This window comes from Leifsonia poae, from assembly GCF_020009625.1.
Classification (GTDB): Bacteria; Actinomycetota; Actinomycetes; order Actinomycetales; family Microbacteriaceae; genus Leifsonia; species Leifsonia poae_A.
Window position 1 is genome coordinate 820,541 of record NZ_JAIHLP010000002.1, and the last position, 22,144, is coordinate 842,684.

Below are 22,144 nucleotides of genomic sequence, written 5' to 3' on the forward strand. Positions count from 1 at the left end.
CCCGCGCTCGACTCCGGTGTCACGCCTCCGCGTCGACCGGCGTGCTGTGGTGCTCGATGCGCAATTGACGAATGGCGTCGTCGAAGTCATCGAGCGAGCTGAAGGCCTGGTAGACACTCGCGAAACGCAGGTAGGCCACCTCGTCGAGCTCGCGCAGCGGCGGCAGGATGGCGAGGCCGATGTCGTTCGCCTCGATCTGCGAAGCGCCGGTGGAGCGGATGGTCTCTTCCACCTTCTGCGCAAGCACTGCCAGATCGGAGTCAGTGACCGGCCGGCCCTGGCACGCCTTGCGCACGCCGAGCACGATCTTCTCCCGGCTGAACGGCTCCGCGACCCCGCTGCGCTTGATCACGCTGAGGCTGGCGGTCTCCGTCGTGCTGAACCGGCGGCCGCACTCCGGGCACTGCCGGCGACGGCGGATGGAGAGGCCGTCATCACTGGTGCGCGAGTCGATGACACGGGAATCCGGGTGGCGGCAAAAGGGGCAGAACATGGTGCTCCCAGTCTATGCGAGGCGGACGAAGGCCGGTTCGACGCCGGTCAGCGCGGAAAACGCGCTGTGACCGCCTCGCCGTGCGCGGGAAGATCCTCGGCCGTCGACAGCGCGACGATCCGGTCGGCGGCCTCGCCGAGAGCGGCGCGGTCATAGCGAATGACCTGCTGCGGACGCAGGAACGAGTAGGCGCCGAGCCCGGAGGAGAACCGCGCCTGACCGCCGGTGGGGAGCACGTGGTTGGAGCCGGCGAGGTAGTCGCCGAGACTCACCGGGGAGTCGGGCCCGAGGAAGATGGCTCCGGCGTTCTCGATCGCGGCCAGCACGGCGTCGTCGTCGCGGGTCTGGATCTCGAGGTGCTCGGGACCGTAGGCGTTGCTGAACGCAGCGGCGGCTGTGAGATCGTCGACCAGCACGATCGCCGACTGCGGGCCAGAGAGGGCTGTGCGGACGCGCTCCGCGTGCTTGGTGTTCGCGGCGACGGTGGCCAGCTCGGCGGCGACCCGATCGGCGAACTCCGCACTGTCGGTGACCAGCAGCGATGCGGCGGCCTCGTCGTGCTCGGCCTGGCTCACCAGGTCGGCGGCGACGAACCGGGCATCGGCCGTCGCATCCGCGATGACGAGGATCTCGGTGGTCCCCGCTTCCGCATCGATCCCGACCAGACCCCGCACGACCCGCTTGGCCGCAGCCACGTAGATGTTGCCAGGACCGGTGATGACCTGCACGGGTTCGAGATCGAGGTCGGGGACGCCCCACGCGAGCGCACCGATGGCTCCGGCGCCGCCCATGGCATAGACCTCGTCGATGCCGAGCAGACCGGCCGCTCCGAGGATCGTCGGGTGCACCGCTCCGCCGAACTCGCGCTGCGGCGGGCTGACGAGGGCGATGGACGCCACGCCGGCCACCTGTGCCGGCACGACGCTCATCACGACGCTCGAGGGGTAGACGGCTTTGCCGCCTGGAACGTAGAGACCGGCACGCTCGACCGGTTGCCAGCGCTGCACGATCGTCGCCCCGGGCCCGATGACCGTCTCGGCCGGCGCCGGCACCTGCGCGGCCGTCGCCTGACGAACGCGCGCGATGACCGATTCGAGCGCTTCTCGCACGTCGGCAGGAAGCGCGAGCACTGCGGCGTCGATATCGGCCTGCGGCACGCGAACCGACTCGGGGACGACGCCGTCGAACTTCTCCGACTGTTCCGCGAGCGCGGCAGCACCCCGCTCCTTCACTTCGTCGATGAGCTGGGCGGCGACGACCATCGCCGTCGATACGTCGACGACGGGCCGCGGGAGCGAGCGGGCGAAGGCGGCGCGTGTAGGCTGGATTCCGCGGAGATCTGTGGTCTGCATCATGACCAGACCAGCCTATCCGCAACGGGAATAGGCGGGAGCCAGACAAGCTTGATGCATGCGTATGAATGAAGCAGCCCTGCCCCAGGACGCTCGGCCGATCGACAGCGTCGAGCCCGACGTGACCCCGGACCTCGCCGCCTTCCGTCACGCCTTCCGCCGTCACGCGGCCGGCGTCGCCATCATCACGGCACAGCAGCCCGACGGCAGCCCGGTCGGCTTCACGGCCACCTCCCTCGCCTCGCTCGCGGCCGTCCCGCCGCTCGCGACCTTCAACATCGCCCGCTCCGCCTCCAGCTGGCCGGCCATCGCCGAAACCGATCGCGTCGTCATCCACATGCTCGGAGTGCGCAACCGCGCGGTGGCAGAGAAGCTCGCCGGCGACAACGCTCTCCGCTTCGACGGAGACCACTGGTACCGCGGCCCCCACGGTCTCCCTGTCATCAAAGACGTGACCAGCTGGATGGTCGGCCGGATCGTCGAGCGCATCCCCGTGCACAACAACGCGGTCGTCGTGGTGCAGATCGAAGACGGCGCCGTCGGCGAGGATGACGAGGCGCTGCTGTACCACGAGCGCCGCTACCTCACCCCCGGCACCCTCGCCTGAGAGCCGCGGCACACCCGAACCGCGCGAACACGGTCACGGGAAGCGGCCTCAGGCGAGACAATTGGGGCCGAGGAGGCCCTTCAGCTCGCCGAAAAGGTCGGCGCTGACCGTGACCGGTTTGGGAACCTCGAAGACTCGGGCGACCTGACCCTTCACCAGGCGCAACCGCACCTCGTTCTCCCCCGCGTGCCGAGCGAGAACCTCGCTCAGTGTGGTGATCGTGTCTGTCGTCGCCCGCTGATCGGGCATCGTGATCAGGAGCGGGCCGCTGCCCATCGCCTGGCCGAGATCGGGGGTCGTCAGGCTGAACGCGTGCAGGTTCATCCCGTCGTCGCGCATACTGACCCGGCCGCGCACCACGACGATGGAGTCGCCCTGCAGCGACTGCGAATACTCCTGGTAGCCCTTGCCCATGAACATGACGGTGATCTCACCGCCGAAATCCTCGACGGTGATCATGCCGTACTGATTGCCCGAAGCCTTCGCCACGCGGTGCTGCACGCTCGTCACCAGACCGGCGATCGTCACCGTCTCGCCGTCCTGAACAGTATCGGAAGAGATCAGATCGGCGATCGACGTGCTCTGCAGCTTGGCCAGCGGCAGCTCGAGCCCCGCCAGCGGATGGTCGGAGACGTACAGGCCGAGCATCTCGCGCTCGAAGGCGAGCTTGTCCCGTTTCGCCCACTCCGGCCTGTCCGGGATGTGGTGCTGGGTGGAACTCTGCTCGTCTTCGCCCCAGAGACTGTCGAAGTCGAAACCCACATCGCCGTTCGCCTCGTTGCGCTTGATCTTGACCGCCGACTCGACCGCATCCTCGTGCACCTCGACGAGGGAACGCCGGGTCGCACCCAGCGAGTCGAACGCGCCCGCCTTGATGAGCGACTCCACCGTGCGCTTGTTGGCGGCGTGGATGGGCACCTTGCCGAGGAAATCGTGGAAGGAGTCGAAGCGGCCCTTCTCCTCGCGGGCGGCACGGATGCCGTCGACCACGTTCGACCCGACGTTGCGCACGGCGCCGAGGCCGAAACGGATGTCGGTGCCGACGGCGGCGAAGAAGCCGATCGACTCGTTGACGTCGGGCGGCAGCACCTTGATGCCCATTCGCCGGCACTCGTTGAGATAGAGCGCCATCTTGTCTTTGGAGTCGCCGACGCTGGTCAGCAGACCGGCCATGTACTCGGCGGGATAGTGCGCCTTCAGATATGCGGTCCAATACGAGATGACGCCGTAGGCCGCCGAGTGCGCCTTATTGAAGGCGTAGTCGGAGAACGGGAGCAGGATCTCCCACAGCTTGTTGACCGCATCCATCGAGTAGCCGTTGTCTTGCATGCCCTGGGCGAAGCCGGCGAACTGCTTGTCCAGCTCGGACTTCTTCTTCTTGCCCATGGCCCGGCGCAGAATGTCTGCCTGACCGAGCGAGAACCCGGCGACCTTCTGCGCGATCGCCATCACCTGCTCCTGGTAGATGATCAGACCGTAACTCGTAGAGAGGATCTCGGCCAGCGGTTCGGCGAGCTCCGGATGGATCGGAGTGATCTCCTGGAGCCCGTTCTTGCGCAGGGCGTAGTTGGTGTGCGAGTTCGCCCCCATCGGGCCCGGACGGTAGAGCGCGATAAGGGCCGAGATGTCTTCGAAGTTGTCCGGCTTCATCAGCCGGAGCAGCGAGCGCATCGGGCCGCCGTCGAGCTGGAACACCCCGAGGGTGTCTCCGCGGGAGAGCAGATCGTATGCCGGGCGGTCGTCGAGCGCGAGGTCTTCGAGCACGAGCTTCTCGCCGCGGTTGGCCTCGATGTTGTCGAGCGCGTCATTGATGATCGTGAGGTTGCGCAACCCCAGGAAGTCCATCTTGATCAGCCCGAGCGACTCACAGGCCGGGTAGTCGAATTGCGTGACGATCTGGCCGTCCTGCTCGCGCTTCATGATCGGGATGATGTCGATCAGCGGGTCGGACGACATGATCACGCCGGCCGCGTGCACCCCCCACTGGCGTTTCAGGTTCTCGAGGCCGAGGGCGGTGTCGAACACCGTCTTCGCCTCCGGGTCCGTCTCCACGACAGCCCGGATGTCCACTGCTTCTTTGTAGCGTGGGTGATTCCTGTCGAAGATCCCGGTGAGGGGGATGTCTTTGCCCATGACGGGCGGCGGCATCGCCTTGGTGAGCTTGTCGCCCATACCGAACGGGAATCCGAGCACGCGAGACGAGTCTTTGAGCGCCTGTTTGGCCTTGATCGTGCCATAGGTCACGATCTGGGCGACGCGCTCCTCGCCGTATTTCTCGGTGACGTACTTGATGACCTCACCGCGACGGCGATCGTCGAAGTCGACATCGAAGTCGGGCATGGAGACGCGGTCGGGGTTGAGGAAACGCTCGAAGATCAGGCCATGCTGGAGCGGGTCGAGGTCGGTGATGCGCATGGCGTACGCCGCCATCGAGCCCGCACCGGAGCCGCGACCCGGGCCGACACGGATGCCATTGCGTTTCGACCAGTTGATGAAGTCGGCGACCACGAGGAAGTAGCCGGGGAACCCCATCTGCGAGATGACGCCGATCTCATAGTCGGCCTGCTTGCGCACCTCATCGGTGATCCCGCTCGGGTAGCGCTCGCCGAGGCCCTTCTCGACCTCCTTGATGAACCAGCTCTGCTCCGTCTCTTCGACGGGAACGGGGAACCGGGGCATGTAGTTGGCCTGGGTGTCGAATTTCACATCGCAGCGCTCGGCGATCTCGAGCGTGTTGTCGCATGCCTCGGGATGGTCGCGGAACAGGCCGCGCATCTCCTCGGCCGACTTGAGGTAGAACTCGTCGGCGTCGAACTTGAAGCGGTTGGGATCATCGAGGGTCGAGCCCGACTGCACGCAGAGCAGGGCCGCGTGGCTCTTCGCGTCTTCAGCATGGGTGTAGTGCAGGTCGTTCGTGGCGACGAGCGGCAGGTCGAGCTCCTTCGCCAACCGGATGAGGTCGGCCATGATCCGGCGCTCGATGCCGAGCCCGTGGTCCATGATCTCGGCGTAGAAGTTCTCTTTTCCGAAGATGTCGCGGAACTCGGCGGCCGCCTTCTTCGCCTCCTCGTACTGGCCGAGACGGAGGCGTGTCTGCACCTCGCCGGACGGGCATCCGGTGGTCGCGATGATGCCCTTCGAGAAGCGGTTGAGGAGGTCCCTGTCCATGCGGGGCTTGAAGTAGTAGCCCTCGGTCGAGGCGTACGACGACATACGGAACAGATTGTGCATGCCCTCGGTGGTGCTCGCGAACATCGTCATGTGGGTGTACGCACCGGAACCGGACACATCGTCGCCGCCGCCGTCGCCCCAGCGCACGCGCGTTCGGTCGGTGCGGTGCGTTCCCGGTGTCAGGTAGGCCTCGGTGCCGATGATCGGTTTGATCCCGGCCTCGGTGGCCGTGCGCCAGAAGTCGAACGCGCCGAACATATTGCCGTGGTCGGTGACGGCGACGGCGGGCATACCCTGCTCGACGGCGGCGTCGACCAGCGGTTTGATACGCGCGGCGCCATCGAGCATCGAGTACTCGCTGTGGACGTGAAGGTGAACGAACGAGTCGCCGCTTGAGGCCAAGCTAGAGCTCCTTGGGGGCTGAGGTGTGTCTTAAGACTACGACGGGCCTACGACGCGCGCAGCACATCCAGAGCGTGTTGGAGGTCGTTCGGATACCCGGTCGTGAACGTGACCCACTCCCCCGTCGACGGATGCTCGAAGGCGAGCTGCACGGCGTGCAGCCACTGCCGTGTGAGGCCGAGACGCGCGGAGAGGGTCGGGTCGGCACCGTACATGGAATCGCCGACGCAGGGGTGCCGCTGGGCGGCCATGTGGACCCGGATCTGGTGGGTGCGTCCCGTCTCGAGGTGGATCTCCAGCAGGCTGGCCGCGGGGAACGCCTCGATGGTCTCATAGTGCGTGACCGAGGGTTTGCCGTCGGCGATGACGGCGAACTTCCAATCGCTCCTCGGGTGACGCCCGATGGGGGCGTCGATCGTTCCGACGAGGGGGTCCGGGTGGCCTTGGACGACCGCGTGGTAGATCTTCTCGACGGTGCGGTCGTGGAAGGCGCGCTTGAGCACCGTGTACGCGCGCTCCGATTTGGCCACGACCATCAGCCCGCTCGTCCCGGCATCGAGACGGTGCACGATGCCGGCTCGTTCCGCCGCGCCCGAGGTCGAGATCCGGAACCCGGCCGCGGCGAGGGCGCCGAGCACCGTCGGTCCCTCCCAGCCGACCGCCGGATGCGCGGCGACGCCGACCGGTTTGTCGATCACCACGATGTCGTCGTCGTCGTGCACGATCGTCAGCTCGGGCACGGCGATCGGCACGATCGTGACTTCGGTCTTCGGCTGCCAGCTCAGCTCGAGCAACCCGCCGGCGCTCATCCGGTCAGATTTGCCGACGACACGGCCATCGACCGTCACACCGCCGGATTCGACGATCTCAGCAGCGAAAGTGCGCGAGAAGCCGAGGAGTTTGGCGAGACCGGCGTCGACGCGAGAGCCTTCGAGACCATCGGGGATGGGGAGACTGCGGGATTCCATCCTCAAACGCCGGGCTTCTCGTCCGTTCCGGTCTCCGCCGGCTCAGCGTCGGAGGTTTCGGCGCTGAGGGAAGCAGCATCGGGGGACGCGGCATCCGGGGTCGCGGCATCCGGGGTTTCGGCATCCGGGGTCTCGGCATCCGGGGTCTCGGCATCGGCGGCGGCGGCCGTCTCGGCGTCCGTCTCGGCGTCCGTCTCCTCCTCGGCCTCGTCCTCCGTGACCCGACGGCCGTCGAGACCGATCCCGCGGATCGTGAGGATCAGGAAGAGCACCATGCTCGACACGATCGCGACATCCGCGAGGTTGAAGATGGCCGGCAAGAGCGGAATCTGCAGGAAGTCGACCACGTGTCCGACACCGAAGCCCGGCTCCCGGAACATCCGGTCGGTCAGGTTGCCGAGCAAGCCGCCGAGCAGGAGCCCGAACAGGATCGCCCAAGCCATTGAACGGATGCGGGGGGCGTACCAGATGACGAAGCCGAGAACTCCGACGCCCACGATCGAGAAGATCCAGGTGGATCCGCTGCCGATCGAGAACGCGGCGCCGGAGTTCTTGACGAAGTGGAACTGCAGAAGCTGTCCGAGGACCTGGACCTGCTGCCCCTCGTAGAGGTTCTGCACGACCAGGACTTTGGCGAGCTGGTCGACCAGGTAGACGAAGAGCGCGACGATGGCCAGGATGACCAGCGCGCGGACACTGACCTTCGTGCGCGAGGAGCTAGGCTCCAAAGCCCTGGAACGTCGGAGGCTGCGGCGTCTGGTTCTGGCCGGTCGACGTGTCGCCGGTGGCGGAGATCGGAGCGGGGACCGACGGAATCGCCGACACCGGGGCCGAGGAGGTGGGAACGCTGCCGGTTCCGAGCGGACCGCCGGCCGACGAGGCGCTCACCGGAGCGCTGGTCTGCGGCGCCACGGCAGACGTCGCGGGACCGCCGGAGGCGGCCACGGAGGCCGTGTCGAGCTCGCGCAGCTGACCTTCGATGTAGCCCTTCAGCTTCTCGCGGTACTCGCGCTCGAACGAACGGAGGCCGTCGATACGGTTCTCGAGCTGCGAACGCTCCTGGTCGAGTGCCGTGATCTGCGCACGCTGCTTCGACTCCGCCTCGGCGACGATGCGCGCCGCGGTCGCGTGACCTTCGGCGATCAGAGCGTCGCGCTTCTCGACGCCCTCTTTCACATGCTCCTCGTGCAGACGGCGAGCCAGCTGCAGCAGGTTGTTGGTGCTGTTGGGGTCGTTCTCGGGCGCGACGTAGGCCGGTGCCGCGGCGACCGCGGCAGCGGCGACAGGCGCGGCGGCGAGGCGCTCCTTGAGCTCCTCGTTCTCCTGACGCAGGCTCGCGAGCTCGGCGGAGTCACCAGCAGCCGGCGCCGCGGCGACGGGGGCGCCGGTGGACTGTCCGCCACTGCGCTGAAGCTCCGCGATGCGGGAATCGCTCGCGACGAGGCGCTGCTTGAGCTCCTCGTTCTCCTGGTTGAGTCGACGCAGCTCCACGACCACCTCGTCGAGGAAGTCGTCGACCTCGTCCTGGTCGTAGCCTTCACGGAACTTCGTCGGTTGGAACCGCTTGTTGACTACATCTTCCGGAGTCAGCGCCATGGCAAGCCACCTTAGATCTTGAGATACGAACAATGAGTGCGTTCATCCAACGCTAGCAAAGAGCGCCCGGGCTGCGCACGGTGCCGCACTCACGTGCATTGGCTCGTCAACCTTACATCCCGGTCGTTCGTCTGCTGCGCCGCGACTCTCAGCTAAAGCGCAGAGAGCACGTACATGCCGATGATCACGATGAGCATCGTCAGGCTCCAACCGAAATCGATCGCGATCGGTCCCATCGAAAGCGGGGGGATGATCCTGCGGAAGAACGTGATCGGCGGGTCGGTGACCACGTAGACCGCCTCAGCAAGGACCAGCCCGAATCCACGCGGCCGCCAGGAGCGGCTGAACGTGCGAACCAGATCGAGCACGAAACGCGCCCACATCACGAAAAAGTAGAGGAGCAGGATGTAGTACGCGATACTCGCGACGATCGAGACGACAGACACGGGGTTAAGTATGGGGGAAAGCGCACCGTCCCCTTGACCGGGACGGTGCGCTCACCGGAGTCTCTGGGTCAGCCCTGAGCGAAGAACGAGGCGTCGACGTCCGCATCCTGACCGCCGTGCTCACCGGAGACGACGACGTGCGACGGGGACAGCAGGAAGACCTTGGGGGTCACCCGCTCGATCTTCCCGTAGAGCCCCTGCGACAGTCCGCTGGCGAAGTCGATGAGGCGACGCGCGTCGCCTTCGCTCATCTGCGAGAGATTGATGATGACGGGGATGCCCTCGCGGAACGACTCGGCGATCGCCTGGGCGTCGCGGTACTGGCGGGGGTGGACCGTGAGAATCTCGTTCATTTCCTGTACCGAAGCATTCCGTGCGGAGCTGGACTTGCGCAGCGGGGTCACCGGGGCGCGTCCGGCCACGGGGGCGACCGGAGTGGGGTGGGGAACCGGGGCGACGGGAGCGGGAGCCTGACGCGGCTGAGCCTGCGGCTGCTGCGGGCTCTGCTGCTCGTCGTACTCGAGTTCTTCGTCGGCGAGGCCGAGGTAGACCATCGTCTTCTTCAGCGGGTTGGACATTCGAATCCTCCGTGTAGACCTGTGCGCCGACGCTTTCGCACGCACTACGAACTTTCTCTTCGAGATTAACCGTGCGGCGGCCGATTCCCGGTAATGGCGGTGCCAATGCGAAGGTGTGTCGCTCCTTCGGCGATGGCGGCGGCGTAGTCCTGCGACATGCCGGCGGAGATCATGTCGGCCGACGGGGCCAGGGTCGTCACCCGTGCGCTGGCCTCGCGCACACGCTCGAATGCCCTCCGCGGCTCCTCGCCGAGTGGGGCGACCGCCATCACGCCGAGCAGGTGCAGCCCCGGAGTGTCCAGGATGCGCTCGACCAGCGGTTCCAGATCCCGGTCGGAGACGCCACCGCGTGCCGTGTCGTCGGTGAGGTTCAATTGCACGAAGCAGTCGAGGTCGCCGTCGTCGGAGCGCAACGCTTCGACGAGCGAGCTGCGGTCGACCGAGTGGATGACGTCGGCATAGCCGCGCACCTGTCTGGCCTTCTTGCTCTGCAACTGTCCGACGAAATGCCACCGCAGGTCGAGGTCGTGGAGTTCCTCGGCCTTCGACTGGGCCTCCTGGTGACGATTCTCCCCGACGTCGTGCACGCCGAGCTCGGCGAGCTCGCGCACGAGCGAGGCGGGGTGGAACTTGGTCACCACGATCGTGGTGATCTCCTCCGGTGCGCGCCCGGCTGCCCGGGCGGCATCCGCGATGCCGGCCCGGACGGCCGCGAGCCGCTCGTCCAGTGGACTACTTGAGGAAGTCGGGGATGTCGAGGTCGTCATTCTCGTCGTCGAAGGCCGGGTCTTTGGGGGCGGTCTCGGTCACGGGGCTTTCGGCGCTCGACCACGCGTCGGTCGACGGAGACGGGATGTCTTCCGCGTCGAGGGCGGCGGTACTGGCCAGAGCCGCACCCTCCTCGCTGCCGGCCTCGACGAAGGTCGAGCGGCGGGTGTCGAGCGCCTGCTTGGCCGAGTTGGGCTCTCCGCCGTCGAACCCCGCGGCGATCACGGTGACGCGCACCTCGTCGCCGAGGGTGTCGTCGATGACGGCACCGAAGATGATGTTCGCCTCGGGATGCACGGCCTCCTGCACGAGGCGGGCCGCGTCGTTGATCTCGAAGATCCCGAGGTTGGAGCCGCCCTGAATCGACAGCAGCACACCGTGAGCACCGTCGATGCTCGCTTCCAGCAGTGGCGAGGCCACGGCCAGCTCGGCCGCCTTGATCGCACGGTCGGCGCCTCGGGACGATCCAATGCCCATGAGCGCGCTTCCGGCGCCCTGCATGACCGATTTGACGTCGGCGAAGTCGAGGTTGATGAGCCCGGGCGTGGTGATGAGGTCGGTGATTCCCTGCACACCGGCGAGCAGCACCTGGTCTGCGGTCGAGAACGCCTCGAGCATGCTGATGCCGCGGTCGCTGATCTCCAGGAGCCGGTCGTTCGGCACCACGATGAGGGTGTCGACTTCTTCCTTCAGACGCTGGACACCGGCGTCGGCCTGTTCGGAACGTCGCTTGCCCTCGAAGCCGAACGGCTTCGTGACGACACCGATGGTGAGGGCACCGATCGACTTCGCGATGCGGGCGACCACCGGGGCGCCACCGGTTCCGGTGCCGCCGCCTTCACCGGCCGTGACGAAGACCATGTCGGCGCCCGCGAGGGCTTCCTCGATCTCTTCAGCGTGGTCTTCGGCGGCGCGTCGGCCGACTTCCGGGTCGGCTCCTGCTCCGAGCCCACGAGTGATCTCGCGGCCCACATCGAGTTTGACGTCGGCGTCGCTCATCAGGAGCGCTTGCGCATCCGTATTGATGGCGATGAACTCGACGCCGCGAAGCCCGAGCTCGATCATCCGGTTGACGGCGTTCACGCCGCCACCGCCAATGCCGACGACCTTGATCACGGCGAGGTAGTTCTGGTTTGATGTCACGTCCGGCCTCCGCTGGGAACCTTCAACCTCAAGTCGAGGCTTAAAGTTATGCTCAGTATGCAATTCCTGATTCGACGTTAGGTGCGGCATGCCCGCCCTGCCGTCAGGAACAAGGCGTGTCGGAAAAGTCCGTGTCGAACCGGGCCCCGACGAGCCTCATCCTGTGGTCACGCTGTGCGGAGATGAGACGTCGTACAGCCTGGCTCCGGCAGCGCTCGTGAGGAGCGCGGCCAGGTCGGCGGCCTTGAGGTCGGAGTCGTCTGCGCTCCCCCAGACCACCTTCGCACCGTTCCCGCGCAACGTGAAGGCCACATCGTCCTTCGTCGCAGCCGTGATCGTGTCGACCTGCGCGAGCAAGGAGGCCGGAAGCGCATCCAGGACGCTCGCCGCAGCAGCGAAACCCGACTTCGCGTCAGACTCCTGCGCGGCCCCGGAAGCCTGGATCAGCGGGTATTCGCCCGGACGCGCCGCCGTGGTAGCGATCGTCACCTTCGCCGCGTCGACCAATGCGAACTTTCCGCCGACCGCAATAACCCCGATCGGCTGTCGCTCCACGATGCGCACGACGATGGTGTTCGGCGGATGGCTCTCGACGCTGTAGCTGCGGATGAGCGGGAACGCCGAAAGGTCGGAGCGGATCGCTGCCGGGTCGACGAGCGGCAGCGGTCTGCCCAGCTGATCATCGAGCGCCTTCTTCACCGCTGCGACATCGATGCGCGACGTTCCGGTCACCTCGATCGTGCGCAGAGCGAGAAGCGGGGAGAACGCCGTGAGCACGACACCCAGCACGAGCACCACGAGCACGCCGGCGCTGGTCAGCCACACCATCCGGCGCCGACGGGAGCGCTTGGTGAAGCGCCGGACCTCGCCGCGCTCCACCTTCGAACGCTCCTTGCGCGCCTCACGAAGCGACCGGCTGATCTCCCGGTTCGTCGGGAGCCCGGCGTAGACCTCCTCGAAACGGGCGTCGCCGGCCGTCGGAGCGGTCGACGAGGATCCGGCCCGGGTTGTGCGACCTGGCCGTGCCGGTTTGTCAGGCTTCGGCGCCTTCGCGGTCGGTGTCGCGGTCGGCATCCCGACGGGCATCGATCCGCGCTCGAGCGGGATCGGCTCGGTCAGGTGCTCATCGACCGGCTCGGGCCGCCCCCGCTCCGACCGATCGGCGGGAGGCACCGCAGCGGGCGGCCGCGCGGGTGGCAGCGTCGGCGCGGGTGGCCGATCGAACCCCTGGGGACGCTTCATACCGGAGGGCGGCGTCAGCCGCGCACGCGGCGGAGCGATTCGAGGAGCTGGGGAACGATGCGGTAGACGTCCCCGCAGCCGAGAGTGATCACGAAGTCGCCGTCACGGGCGATCTCGGCCGTGTGATCGGCCGCGGACTGCCAATCGGCGATGAAAGCCACCCGGTCCGGATGCTCGAACCGGTCGGCGACCAGGGCACCGGTCACACCGGGCTCCGGGTCTTCCCGGGCGCCGTAGACGTCGAGAACGACGGTCTCGTCGGCGTACTTCTCGAGGGTCTCGGCGAACTCTTTCGCGAAGAGGCGCGTGCGACTGTAGAGATGCGGCTGGTGCACCGCGATGATGCGGCCCGTTCCCACCACGGTGCGCGCCGCCGCCAGGGCGGCGGCGACCTCGGTAGGGTGGTGCGCGTAGTCGTCGTAGACGCTCACGCCACCGACGATGCCGTGCAACTCGAACCGGCGCTCCGTTCCGCCGAACTCGGCGATGGCGGCCAACGACGCCGCCGGATCGAATCCGAGCCCGGTGAGAACGGCGAACGCGCCCGCCGCGTTGATGGCGTTGTGCCGGCCGGGGATGCGCAATTGCGCCTGGTAGTCGGCACCCCGATAGCGCACGGCGAAGGCGACGGGACCCTCGGTGACGATCGAGTGCACGCGCACCTCCGCGTCCTCGGCCTCACCGAAGGTGATGATGCGCTTCTGGGGGGCCTCTTCGCGCAGCTTTCCGGTGACGTGCGTCGCCCCGGCATCGTCGGAGGAGACGACGACGAACTCGCTCGACTCACGGGCGAAGGTGACGAACGCCTTCTCGAACGCTTCCAGCGAGCCGTAGTGGTCGAGATGGTCGGGGTCGACATTGGTGATCAACGCCACCGCGGTGTCGTAGAGCAGGAATGAGCCGTCCGATTCATCGGCCTCCACGACGAAGAGCTCGCCGCTACCGGCCTGGGAACTCGTGCCGAGGGATTCGATCACCCCGCCGTTGACGAAACTCGGGTCCTCCCCGAGACCGAGCAGGCCGGTGACCACCATTCCAGTCGACGTCGTCTTGCCGTGTGCGCCCGCTACCGACACGAGACGTTTGCCGCTGATCAGCCAGGCCAGTGCCTGCGAGCGATGCAGCACAGGCAGCCCCTTCTGCAGCGCGAGCTGGTACTCGGGGTTGTCCTGCCACAGCGCACCGGTGACGACGAGCGTGTCGGCGTCGCCCACATTGGCCGCGTCGTGGCCGATCGCGATCGTCGCCCCCAGCTCGCGCAGGGCCTGCACGTTCGAGGATTCGCGCACATCCGAACCGGTGACCGTGTGGCCGGCCGCGAGGAACAACCGGGCGATGCCGCTCATGCCCGAACCGCCGATGCCGACGAAGTGCACGGCACCCAGGTCGTCGGGCAGAGTCAGGGTGGGGTCGGGTTTGATCACGAGTACTGCTTTCCTTGTCGGGTGAACGGCACCATCAAGTATGACGGTACGCGCCCTAGAGCGAGCTTCGGATGAGCGACACCATCCGGTCCGAACCGTCGCGCACGCCGACGCTCGCGGCCCGCTCCCCCATGCCGGCGACCCGGTCGCTGTCGGCCAGCAGGGGCAGGAGCTCGCCGTCGACCCAGCCGGGCAGGAATCTGGCATCGTCGATCAGGATGCCCCCGCCCGCGTTGACGACTCCGGCCGCGTTGAACCGCTGCTCGCCGTTGCCGACGGGGAAGGGCACGTAAACGGCAGGCACGCCGAGAGCAGCGAACTCGCAGACCGTCGCGGCCCCCGCACGAGCGACGGCGAAGTCGGTGACGGCGAATGCCAGATCCATCCGGTCGCAGTAGTCCAGCAACCGGTAGTGCTCGATCCCCGGGTCGGTCAGCTCGCCGCGGCCGCCCTGGATGTGCAGCACCTGGTAACCGGCCGCGGTGAGCTCGGTCGCCCGGTCCGCGATCGTGCGGTTGAGCCGCCGCGCACCGAGGGAGCCGCCGGTGACGAGCAGGGTGGGCCGGTCGTCCACCAGGTCGAAGAGGGCGAGTGCCTCGGGTCGGGATGCCACCCGATCGAGCTGCTCGATCTCGACCCGCAGTGGCATGCCGACGAAACGGGCGTGCGGGAGGTTGGTGTCGGGGAAAGCCACCCCGACATGGGGCGTGTAGCGCGCGCCCAAACGGTTCGCGAGCCCGGGCTTGGCGTTCGCCTCGTGCAGAACGAGCGGTACTCCGGCCTTGCGGGCCGCCGAATACGCCGGCGCCGACGCGTAGCCGCCGAAGCCGACCACCGCATCGATCCCCCGCTCCTCCAGGAGCGAGCGCACCGTCGCGATGGATCGGCGGTAGTCGCCGGGGAATCGCAGCGCCGCTCTGTTCGGCCTGCGCGGGAACGGCAGCTTCGGGATCGTGGCGAGTTCGTAACCGCGGTCCGGCACCAGCCGGGCCTCCAGCCCCTCCTTCGTTCCGAGCACGAGAACCTCGGCCTGCGGGTCGTCGCGGCGGAGCCGATCGGCGACAGCGAGCAGGGGGTTCACATGGCCGGCGGTTCCCCCGCCGGCGAGAAGGTACCGCGTCATGCGTCGGAGCCGATGCGGGAGTCAGCCGAGCTGCGGCGAGCGGCGACCGAGGGTACGGAGTTCTCCTCGCGCGCAGCTCTGCCGGTCTCCCGGGCGAAGGACAGTACGATTCCGATTGCGACCATGGAACTGATCATCGCAGTTCCTCCTGCAGAGATCAGTGGGAGCGGCACCCCGAGCACCGGGATCACCCCCAGCACGACCGCGATGTTCACGAACGCCTGGCCGATCAGCCACACCATGATGGCGGCCGTGGTGACGCGGGCGAACGGATCGTTGGAGGCGTGGATGATGCGCAGGAAGACGATCGCGAGCAGCACGAAGAGGATGAGGACGACGACGGCGCCGATGAGCCCGAGTTCTTCGCCGATGATCGCGAAGATGAAGTCGGTGTCGGCGGCCGGCAGCCAGGACCATTTCGAGTGCGAGTTGCCGAGACCGACACCCCAGACGCCCCCGGAGGCGAGCGCGTAGAAGCCGTTGTCGATCTGCCAGTTCACATCCGGGTTGGTGGCGCTCGTGCCGCCGAACAGCGCGGCGATGCGGCCGATCCGGCTCTTGCTCGAGAGGGCGACGAGAATGGCGAGCACAGCGACCATGCCGGAGCCCACCGCGAGATGGCGCAGTCTGACACCGGCGAAGAACAGGGCGCCGAGCACGATCGCGGCCATGATCACGGTCGTGCCGAGGTCGCCGCCGAGCACCACCAACAGGATGGCGCCGCCCGCGATCGGCACGACCGGGACGACGACATGCTTCCAGCGATCGAGCATGTCTTTCTTGCGCGCCAGGACGACGCCGAGCCAGACCACGAGCGCGACCTTGATGGCTTCGGACGGCTGGAGCGTGAGGGAACCGACCTTCAACCAGTTGCGGTTGCCGCCGATCTCCATGCCGAGCGGCGTGATGAGCACGAGCACCTGGAGGAAGCAGGCGGCCGCGAGGAAGACCCAGATGGTCTTCTTCCAGAACCGGGTCGGGAGGCGCGAGACCACGAACATCAACGGCAGTCCGATCAGCGCATACGCGCCCTGCGACCAGAACCGCGAGAAGAAGCTGTCGGTGTCGTTGTGGGACTCGACCGACGACGACGACAGCACCATCACGAGCCCGAACACCACCATGAACAGCGTGATGCCGAGCAGCAGAAAATAGTTGGCCGATTCGGCCTGCATGGCTTTGCCGAGCGAGATGCGCGAGGTGAACCCGCCGAGCCGGGAGGAGACCTTAGCCGTCTCCGGGGCGCGAGGCGGACTGGTCATCCGCCTCACCTCCAAAGAACTCGTTGACGGCCGCCTGGAAGAGGCGGCCTCGCTCTGCGTAGTCGGCGAACTGGTCCATCGACGCCGCCGCCGGTGCGAGGAGAACGGTGTCTCCCGTCTGAGCGACCTCGCCGGCCAATCGCACCGCCGTCGGCATGACATCTTCAGTTTCGTCGGCGTCGACCTCGTACACGGGCAGGTCGGGGGCGTGTCGTGCGAATGCGGAGCGCAGCGCCTCCCTATCGACCCCGATCAGGACGACCGCGCGCAGCCGTGCGGCATGCCTTTTCACGATCTCGTCGATCTCGACGCCTTTGAGCAGACCACCGGCGACCCAGACGACCGAGTCGTACGCGCGCAGCGAGGCGTCCGCCGCGTGGGGGTTCGTGGCTTTGGAGTCATCGACCCAGCTCACACCCGCCTCGATCCGGACCAGCTCGATACGGTGAGCGTCGAGACGGAAGGCGGTCAGCACATCCCGGATCACACCGGGCTCGACGCCATAGGAACGCGCGAGCGCGGCGGCGGCCAAAATGTTCGCCACCACATGCGGCGCGGCGAGACCGGCCTCGCGGAGTTCATCGATCGTGGTCAGCTCGATCGCGCTGGTGAAGCGGTCTTCGAGGAAGGCGCGGTCGCAGAGGATGCCGTCGACGATCCCGAAGTCGCTCGGCCCCGGCACATCGAGACCGAAGCCGATCGCCCGGGCGCCCTCCAGCACCTCGGCCTCCTGCACCATGTGCTCGGTTGCCGGGTCGGCCCGGTTGTAGACGCAGGCCACCTGGGTCCCGGTGTAAACCTTGGCCTTCGCCGCCCGGTAGGCGTCGAGCGAGCCGTGCCAGTCCAGATGGTCGTCGGCGATGTTGAGACAGGCGGCCGAATACGGCGAGAGCTCGCCTCCGGCGTTGCGGTTCACCCAGTGCAACTGGTAGCTCGACAACTCGACGACGAGCACGTCGAAGCCGTGCGGATCGCGGACGGCGTCGAGCACCGGGATCCCGATGTTGCCGCAGGGCGCCGCCCGGTAGCCGCCCGCGACGAGCATCGTCGCGGTGAGCTGCACGGTCGTGGTCTTGCCGTTCGTCCCGGTCACCGCGATCCAGTCGGCCGGCGTTCCCACCTTGTCGCGCAGACGCCAGGCGAGCTCGATGTCACCCCAGACGGCGGTGCCGCGCTCCTGCGCCCAGGTGAGCAGGGGATGATCGTGGTGGAAGCCGGGCGAGACGACCACCAGCTGCGGATCGAAGGCCGTCAGGCGGTCCGGTGGGGTATCCAGTTCGGGCTGTTCGAGAAGCTGCGCGCCGATCACGGCCAGCAGCATCGCCCGCTCCTCGTCGGCTTTCGCCGTGACGACGAGCACCTCGGCGCCGAGCTCCACCAGAGTGTCTGCGACCGAGAACCCGGTCACGCCGAGGCCGTACACCGCGACGCGGAGGCCGCGCCAATCCGAATGCCAGCTCGTGAGGCCGGCGAGGCGGTCGGCGGGCTCGGTCATGTCGAGAGCCATTCGAGGTAGAAGCTGCCGACACCGGCGGCGACGAGCAGACCGCCGACGATCCAGAATCGCACGACGACCGTGACCTCCGCCCAGCCCTTCAACTCGAAGTGATGGTGGATCGGACTCATCAGGAAGATGCGTTTCCCTCTGGTGAGCTTGAAGTACGCGCGCTGCACGATGACCGAGCCGGTCTCGATGACGAACAGGCCACCGATGAGCAGCAGCAGCAGTTCGGTGTGGCTCAGGATGGCGAGCGCGGCGAGGGCGCCGCCCAAGGCCAGCGAGCCCGTGTCGCCGAGGAAGATCTGCGCCGGGGAGGTGTTCCACCAGAGGAAGCCGACCACCGCTCCGACGATGGCCGTCGCCACGATCGCCAGGTCGAACGGGTCGCGCACCGCGTAGCACTTTGCGATGTTCGCCGGGTCGATCTTGTCGCTGGTGCAGGACTGGATCGACTGCCAGAACCCGATGATGATGTACGCGCCGATGGCGAGGATCGACGCGCCCGAGGCGAGCCCGTCGAGGCCGTCCGTCACGTTCACACCGTTCGACGCGGCCGCGACGATGAAGTTGATCCAGATCAGGTACAGGCCGTATCCGACGATGACGCCGATCGCACCGAACTTCGTGATCGACATGAAGTCGATGGGCAGATCCCGAATGAGCGACACGCTCATCGAGGCCGGTGTCGCCCCGTTCCCATTGGGGAAGTTGATCGCGAGAAAGGCCCAGATGGTCGCCACGATCACCTGTCCCGCCACTTTCGCCCAGCCGGTGAGGCCGAGACTGCGCTGGTTGCGGGTCTTCAGGAAGTCGTCTACGAAGCCGACGAGGCCGAGTCCGACCATGAGGAACAGCACGAGCAGCGCCGACACCGACGTCTCGTCGCCGGTGAGCAGCAGGGCGACGAAGTAGCCGAACAGGGTCCCGAGGATGATGATGATGCCGCCCATGGTGGCGGTCCCGCGCTTGGAATGGTGGCTCTGCGGGCCGTCGTCGCGGATGAACTGTCCCCACTGCAGCTTCTTGAACAGCCGGATGAAGACGGGGGTGAGGAACAGCGTGAACGCCATCGACAGTGCACCGGATGTCAGCAGAGCCCTCACGAGAACAATTCTCCCAGTCGGTCGCCGAGGAAACGGAGCCCGGCGGAATTCGACGATTTCACCAGCACGGTGTCCCCCGATTCCAGTGCGGTTGCGAGGTGATCGTATGCGGCGTCCGCCGTCTCGAAATACAGCGATTCACCGTCCCATGATCCCTCGTTGATGGTCGAGATGTGCATTCGGCGGGCCGCTGGACCCACCACGATGAGCTGGTCGATGCCCAGCCGCACGGCGAGCAGGCCGATACGATCGTGCTCCTCCCCCGAGAACTCGCCGAGTTCGCTCATCTCGCCGAGCACCGCCACCGTGCGCCCGTCCGGCTCCGCGATCTGCGCGAGCGTCTTGAGCGCCGCCGCCATCGAGTCAGGGCTCGCATTGTATGCGTCGTTCACGACGGTCACGCCGTTCGCGCCGCCCAAGACCTCCATGCGCCAGCGTTCGGCACGCTGCACCGTCTGCAGGGCCGCCACGATGCTGTCGATGTCGACGCCGAGCGTGTGCGCGGCGGCGGCCGCCGCCAAAGCGTTCATCACATGGTGCTCGCCGAGCACGCGGAAGTGCACCGGGCGGGTCTCGCCATTCGGCAGGTGCAGGTCGAACGCGGTTCCCGCCGCGCTCGAGACGACCCCGGTGGCGCGCACGTCGGCGCGATCGTCCAAGCCGAGCCAGAGCACCCGGGCCGCCGTCTTGTCGGCCATCGACGCGACGCGCGGATCGTCGAGGTTCAGGATGGCGACATCCGTCTCGAGCAGATCGCTCACCATCTCGGTCTTCGCTGCGAGTGTCGCCTCGATGCCGCCGAACTCGCCGGCGTGGGCCAGCCCCACCTTGAGCACGATGCCGATGTCCGGGCGCGCCATGCGCACGAGCCGGGCGATTTCGCCGATTCCGCTCGCGCCCATCTCGGCCACGAGGAACTCCGTCTCACGGGTGACCTCGAGCATGGTGACGGGCGCACCGACCTCGTTGTTGAACGAGGCGCGTGGCGCGATCGTCGGGCCGACCTCTTCCAGGATCGCGCGCAGCAGGTTCTTGGTGGTCGTCTTGCCGTTCGAACCGGTGACGCCCACGATCTTCAGCAGGCCGTCGGCGCGCACTCGGGAGATGACCTCGGTGGCCAACGCCCCGAGAGCGACGACAGTGTCGGTCACGACGAGCTGAGCGACGCCCTGCGCGCTCTCCGGAACGGGGTGATCGACGACGAGCAGCGCGGCGCCGTTTGCGACCGCCTGCGGAACGAAGAGGTGACCGTCGGTGACCTCGCCCGGTTTGGCGAAGAAGATCGTGCCGGGCACGACCTCGCGGGAGTCGGTGGTCGAGAGACCGTCCACGATCGTCTCCGGCGTCGCACCGGAGTCGCCGTCGAGAAGCAGCTCGCCGCCGGTCGCCTCGGCGATCTCGGCCAGGGTGAGTGCGATCATCAGAGCCACCCGGCCTCTCGCAGGGCGAGCTTGGCGTCGTCGCGGGCGGAGTACGGGATGCGCTCGCCGGCGACCTCTTGGTAGTCCTCGTGGCCGGGGCCTGCGTAGAGCACGATGTCGCCCGGGCCTGCGAGGGACAGCGCTTTACGGAAAGCGGCGCGCGGATCGGCGACCTCGTAGAGCTCCAGGTCGGGCACGGCGCCACGCGCTCCCTCGAGCAGGGTGGCCCGGATGGCGGCCGGGTCTTCCCAACGGGGGTGGAAGTCGGTGATGACGACCGCATCCGACCCGCGGGCAGCGATGGCGCCCATATCGGTGCGCTTCGTCGTGTCCCGGTCGCCGTCGGCGCCGAACACCATGACGATCTTGCCGTCGGTGACCTTGCGCAGCGCGCCCAGGGTCGACAGGAACGCGTCGGGACTGTGGCCGTAGTCGATGAAGACCACCGGACCGTCTTCGCCGGAGATGCGCTCGGCGCGACCCGGGATGAACGCGTCGATGCCGCCGTCGCGGTCGAGCGCCGCGCCGATGGCATCGAGGTCGTAGCCGGATTCGACCAACATGACGATGGCCAGGGCGGCGTTGGACGCCATGTAGGCACCGAGAAGCGGGACGCTCGTCGAGAGCCGGCGGCCGTCCGGCCCTTCGAGCACGAACCCCGTCTTGTCGACGGTCTCCTCCGTCACCGTCATCACCCATTCGGCGTCGGCGCCGGCCGAGGTCGAGAGGGTGGCGATCGGGATGCGGGACTGTTCCACCAGCGACCGTCCCCAATCGGAGTCGACCGTGATCACCCCGCGGTGGGCGCGATCGGGCTGGAATAGCTCCAGCTTGGCCGCGAAGTAGTCGTCCATCGCGGCGTAGTCGTCGAGGTGGTCGTGGCTGAGGTTCGTGAAGCCGACGACGTCGAAGACGATGCCGTCGACGCGGTGCCGACTGAGCGCCTGCGCCGACACCTCGATCGCGACGGCACGCACGGCCTCTTCGCGCATCCGGGCGAGGAGCGCATGCAGCTCGCTGGCCTCCGGGGTGGTCAGCTTGCTCGTGATGGCCATATCGCCGATGCGACGCTCGGCGGTGGAACTGAGCCCAGAGACGACGCCCAGCTGGCCGAGGATGGCGTTCAGCAGGTACACGACGCTGGTCTTGCCGTTGGTGCCGGTGACGCCGAAGAGCGTCGCGGTGTTCTCGTCGGTGCGGTAGATCCAGGCGGCGACCGCTCCCAGTGCGGCGCGCGCATCCGGGGTGACGATGACCGGCAGCTCGGCGTCGCCGACGAGCGCCGCGCCCTCCTCATCGGTCAGGATCGCGACCGCTCCGGCCTCCGCGGCCTTCGCGGCGAAGCTCGCGCCGTGGGCATTGCGCCCGGGCACGCCGACGTAGAGGTCGCCCGGTTCGACGGCCGTCGTCGCCAGGGCGACACCGGTCACCTCGACGGCATCGAGATCGCCACGGCTGTCCAGCCCGAACTCCGCCACCAGCTGTGCGAGCGGTCGGGCGACGGGATGCTCGGGGCGCAGAGAAGAAGGCGCCGGTCCTGTCAC

At 67.4% G+C, this 22,144-nt stretch carries 19 protein-coding genes; 1 reads left to right on the forward strand and 18 read right to left on the reverse strand.

What is annotated here, in order from left to right:
• Window positions 1-19: 19 nt before the first annotated feature.
• Both nrdR and hisD read right to left on the reverse strand, forming a co-directional pair.
• Complete coding sequence (gene nrdR / locus K5L49_RS04535) at window positions 20-493, reverse strand: transcriptional regulator NrdR (protein WP_223690818.1); 474 nt, start codon at window positions 491-493, stop codon at window positions 20-22.
• A gap of 47 nt (window positions 494-540) precedes the next feature.
• Entirely contained in the window at window positions 541-1,848 is a 1,308-nt protein-coding gene (hisD, locus tag K5L49_RS04540) for a histidinol dehydrogenase (RefSeq protein ID WP_223690819.1), read from the reverse strand.
• 61 nt (window positions 1,849-1,909) lie between these two features.
• On the opposite strand from hisD, the gene K5L49_RS04545 reads away from it, so the two are divergent.
• Window positions 1,910-2,452, forward strand: a complete 543-nt coding sequence (locus K5L49_RS04545) for a flavin reductase family protein (RefSeq protein WP_223695237.1) — start codon at window positions 1,910-1,912, stop codon at window positions 2,450-2,452.
• Window positions 2,453-2,500: 48 nt separating this feature from the next.
• Here K5L49_RS04545 and dnaE read toward each other — a convergent pair whose 3' ends face one another.
• The 16 genes from dnaE to K5L49_RS04625 form a co-directional block, all read right to left on the reverse strand.
• Complete coding sequence (gene dnaE / locus K5L49_RS04550) at window positions 2,501-5,971, reverse strand: DNA polymerase III subunit alpha (RefSeq protein WP_374107702.1); 3,471 nt, start codon at window positions 5,969-5,971, stop codon at window positions 2,501-2,503.
• A 101-nt stretch (window positions 5,972-6,072) separates the two neighbouring features.
• Entirely contained in the window at window positions 6,073-6,993 is a 921-nt protein-coding gene (locus tag K5L49_RS04555) for an RluA family pseudouridine synthase (RefSeq protein ID WP_223690821.1), read from the reverse strand.
• Window positions 6,994-6,995: 2 nt separating this feature from the next.
• The gene (lspA, locus tag K5L49_RS04560; protein WP_223690822.1) at window positions 6,996-7,721 is read right to left on the reverse strand and encodes a signal peptidase II; all 726 of its coding nucleotides are present in this window, start codon (window positions 7,719-7,721) and stop codon (window positions 6,996-6,998) included.
• On the reverse strand, window positions 7,711-8,589 hold the full coding sequence (locus tag K5L49_RS04565; RefSeq protein WP_308116512.1) for a DivIVA domain-containing protein: 879 nt from the start codon (window positions 8,587-8,589) through the stop codon (window positions 7,711-7,713). Before K5L49_RS04565 ends, lspA begins: the two co-directional genes overlap by 11 nt.
• A gap of 152 nt (window positions 8,590-8,741) precedes the next feature.
• The gene (locus K5L49_RS04570) at window positions 8,742-9,035 is read right to left on the reverse strand and encodes a YggT family protein (RefSeq protein WP_223690823.1); all 294 of its coding nucleotides are present in this window, start codon (window positions 9,033-9,035) and stop codon (window positions 8,742-8,744) included.
• 68 nt (window positions 9,036-9,103) lie between these two features.
• Window positions 9,104-9,613 carry a cell division protein SepF gene (locus K5L49_RS04575; RefSeq protein ID WP_223690824.1) on the reverse strand — a complete coding sequence of 170 codons (510 nt, stop codon included), beginning with the start codon at window positions 9,611-9,613 and terminating at the stop codon, window positions 9,104-9,106.
• Window positions 9,614-9,678: 65 nt separating this feature from the next.
• Window positions 9,679-10,380 (reverse strand): YggS family pyridoxal phosphate-dependent enzyme, encoded by a 702-nt coding sequence (locus tag K5L49_RS04580; protein ID WP_223690825.1) that lies wholly within the window; start codon window positions 10,378-10,380, stop codon window positions 9,679-9,681.
• Entirely contained in the window at window positions 10,346-11,524 is a 1,179-nt protein-coding gene (ftsZ, locus tag K5L49_RS04585) for a cell division protein FtsZ (RefSeq protein WP_223690826.1), read from the reverse strand. The genes K5L49_RS04580 and ftsZ overlap by 35 nt, the downstream gene beginning before the upstream one ends.
• 156 nt (window positions 11,525-11,680) lie before the next feature.
• A complete protein-coding gene (locus K5L49_RS04590) occupies window positions 11,681-12,697 on the reverse strand; it encodes an FtsQ-type POTRA domain-containing protein (protein WP_223690827.1) in 1,017 nt (338 codons plus the stop codon).
• A gap of 83 nt (window positions 12,698-12,780) precedes the next feature.
• Window positions 12,781-14,190 (reverse strand): UDP-N-acetylmuramate--L-alanine ligase, encoded by a 1,410-nt coding sequence (gene murC, locus K5L49_RS04595; protein WP_223690828.1) that lies wholly within the window; start codon window positions 14,188-14,190, stop codon window positions 12,781-12,783.
• Window positions 14,191-14,245: 55 nt separating this feature from the next.
• Window positions 14,246-15,313 (reverse strand): UDP-N-acetylglucosamine--N-acetylmuramyl-(pentapeptide) pyrophosphoryl-undecaprenol N-acetylglucosamine transferase, encoded by a 1,068-nt coding sequence (locus K5L49_RS04600; RefSeq protein ID WP_223690829.1) that lies wholly within the window; start codon window positions 15,311-15,313, stop codon window positions 14,246-14,248.
• Window positions 15,310-16,575 (reverse strand): putative lipid II flippase FtsW, encoded by a 1,266-nt coding sequence (ftsW, locus tag K5L49_RS04605; RefSeq protein WP_223690830.1) that lies wholly within the window; start codon window positions 16,573-16,575, stop codon window positions 15,310-15,312. Before ftsW ends, K5L49_RS04600 begins: the two co-directional genes overlap by 4 nt.
• Complete coding sequence (murD, locus tag K5L49_RS04610; protein ID WP_223690831.1) at window positions 16,541-18,070, reverse strand: UDP-N-acetylmuramoyl-L-alanine--D-glutamate ligase; 1,530 nt, start codon at window positions 18,068-18,070, stop codon at window positions 16,541-16,543. Before murD ends, ftsW begins: the two co-directional genes overlap by 35 nt.
• On the reverse strand, window positions 18,067-19,179 hold the full coding sequence (mraY, locus tag K5L49_RS04615; protein ID WP_223690832.1) for a phospho-N-acetylmuramoyl-pentapeptide-transferase: 1,113 nt from the start codon (window positions 19,177-19,179) through the stop codon (window positions 18,067-18,069). The genes murD and mraY overlap by 4 nt, the downstream gene beginning before the upstream one ends.
• Complete coding sequence (locus K5L49_RS04620; protein WP_223690833.1) at window positions 19,176-20,600, reverse strand: UDP-N-acetylmuramoyl-tripeptide--D-alanyl-D-alanine ligase; 1,425 nt, start codon at window positions 20,598-20,600, stop codon at window positions 19,176-19,178. The genes mraY and K5L49_RS04620 overlap by 4 nt, the downstream gene beginning before the upstream one ends.
• On the reverse strand, window positions 20,600-22,144 hold the full coding sequence (locus tag K5L49_RS04625; RefSeq protein ID WP_223690834.1) for a Mur ligase family protein: 1,545 nt from the start codon (window positions 22,142-22,144) through the stop codon (window positions 20,600-20,602). Before K5L49_RS04625 ends, K5L49_RS04620 begins: the two co-directional genes overlap by 1 nt.

What these genes read in the sequence shown, in the direction of transcription:
- nrdR (WP_223690818.1), bottom strand. Translation starts at nt 493, where the DNA reads ATGTTCTGCCCCTTTTGCCGCCACCCGGATTCCCGTGTCATCGACTCG.
- K5L49_RS04575 (WP_223690824.1), bottom strand. Translation starts at nt 9,613, where the DNA reads ATGTCCAACCCGCTGAAGAAGACGATGGTCTACCTCGGCCTCGCCGAC.
- dnaE (WP_374107702.1), bottom strand. Translation starts at nt 5,971, where the DNA reads ATGCTCGATGGCGCCGCGCGTATCAAACCGCTGGTCGACGCCGCCGTC.
- K5L49_RS04600 (WP_223690829.1), bottom strand. Translation starts at nt 15,313, where the DNA reads ATGACGCGGTACCTTCTCGCCGGCGGGGGAACCGCCGGCCATGTGAAC.
- murD (WP_223690831.1), bottom strand. Translation starts at nt 18,070, where the DNA reads ATGACCGAGCCCGCCGACCGCCTCGCCGGCCTCACGAGCTGGCATTCG.
- ftsW (WP_223690830.1), bottom strand. Translation starts at nt 16,575, where the DNA reads ATGACCAGTCCGCCTCGCGCCCCGGAGACGGCTAAGGTCTCCTCCCGG.
- K5L49_RS04620 (WP_223690833.1), bottom strand. Translation starts at nt 20,600, where the DNA reads ATGATCGCACTCACCCTGGCCGAGATCGCCGAGGCGACCGGCGGCGAG.
- K5L49_RS04565 (WP_308116512.1), bottom strand. Translation starts at nt 8,589, where the DNA reads ATGGCGCTGACTCCGGAAGATGTAGTCAACAAGCGGTTCCAACCGACG.
- hisD (WP_223690819.1), bottom strand. Translation starts at nt 1,848, where the DNA reads ATGATGCAGACCACAGATCTCCGCGGAATCCAGCCTACACGCGCCGCC.
- K5L49_RS04580 (WP_223690825.1), bottom strand. Translation starts at nt 10,380, where the DNA reads ATGACGACCTCGACATCCCCGACTTCCTCAAGTAGTCCACTGGACGAG.
- K5L49_RS04545 (WP_223695237.1), top strand. Translation starts at nt 1,910, where the DNA reads ATGAATGAAGCAGCCCTGCCCCAGGACGCTCGGCCGATCGACAGCGTC.
- K5L49_RS04555 (WP_223690821.1), bottom strand. Translation starts at nt 6,993, where the DNA reads ATGGAATCCCGCAGTCTCCCCATCCCCGATGGTCTCGAAGGCTCTCGC.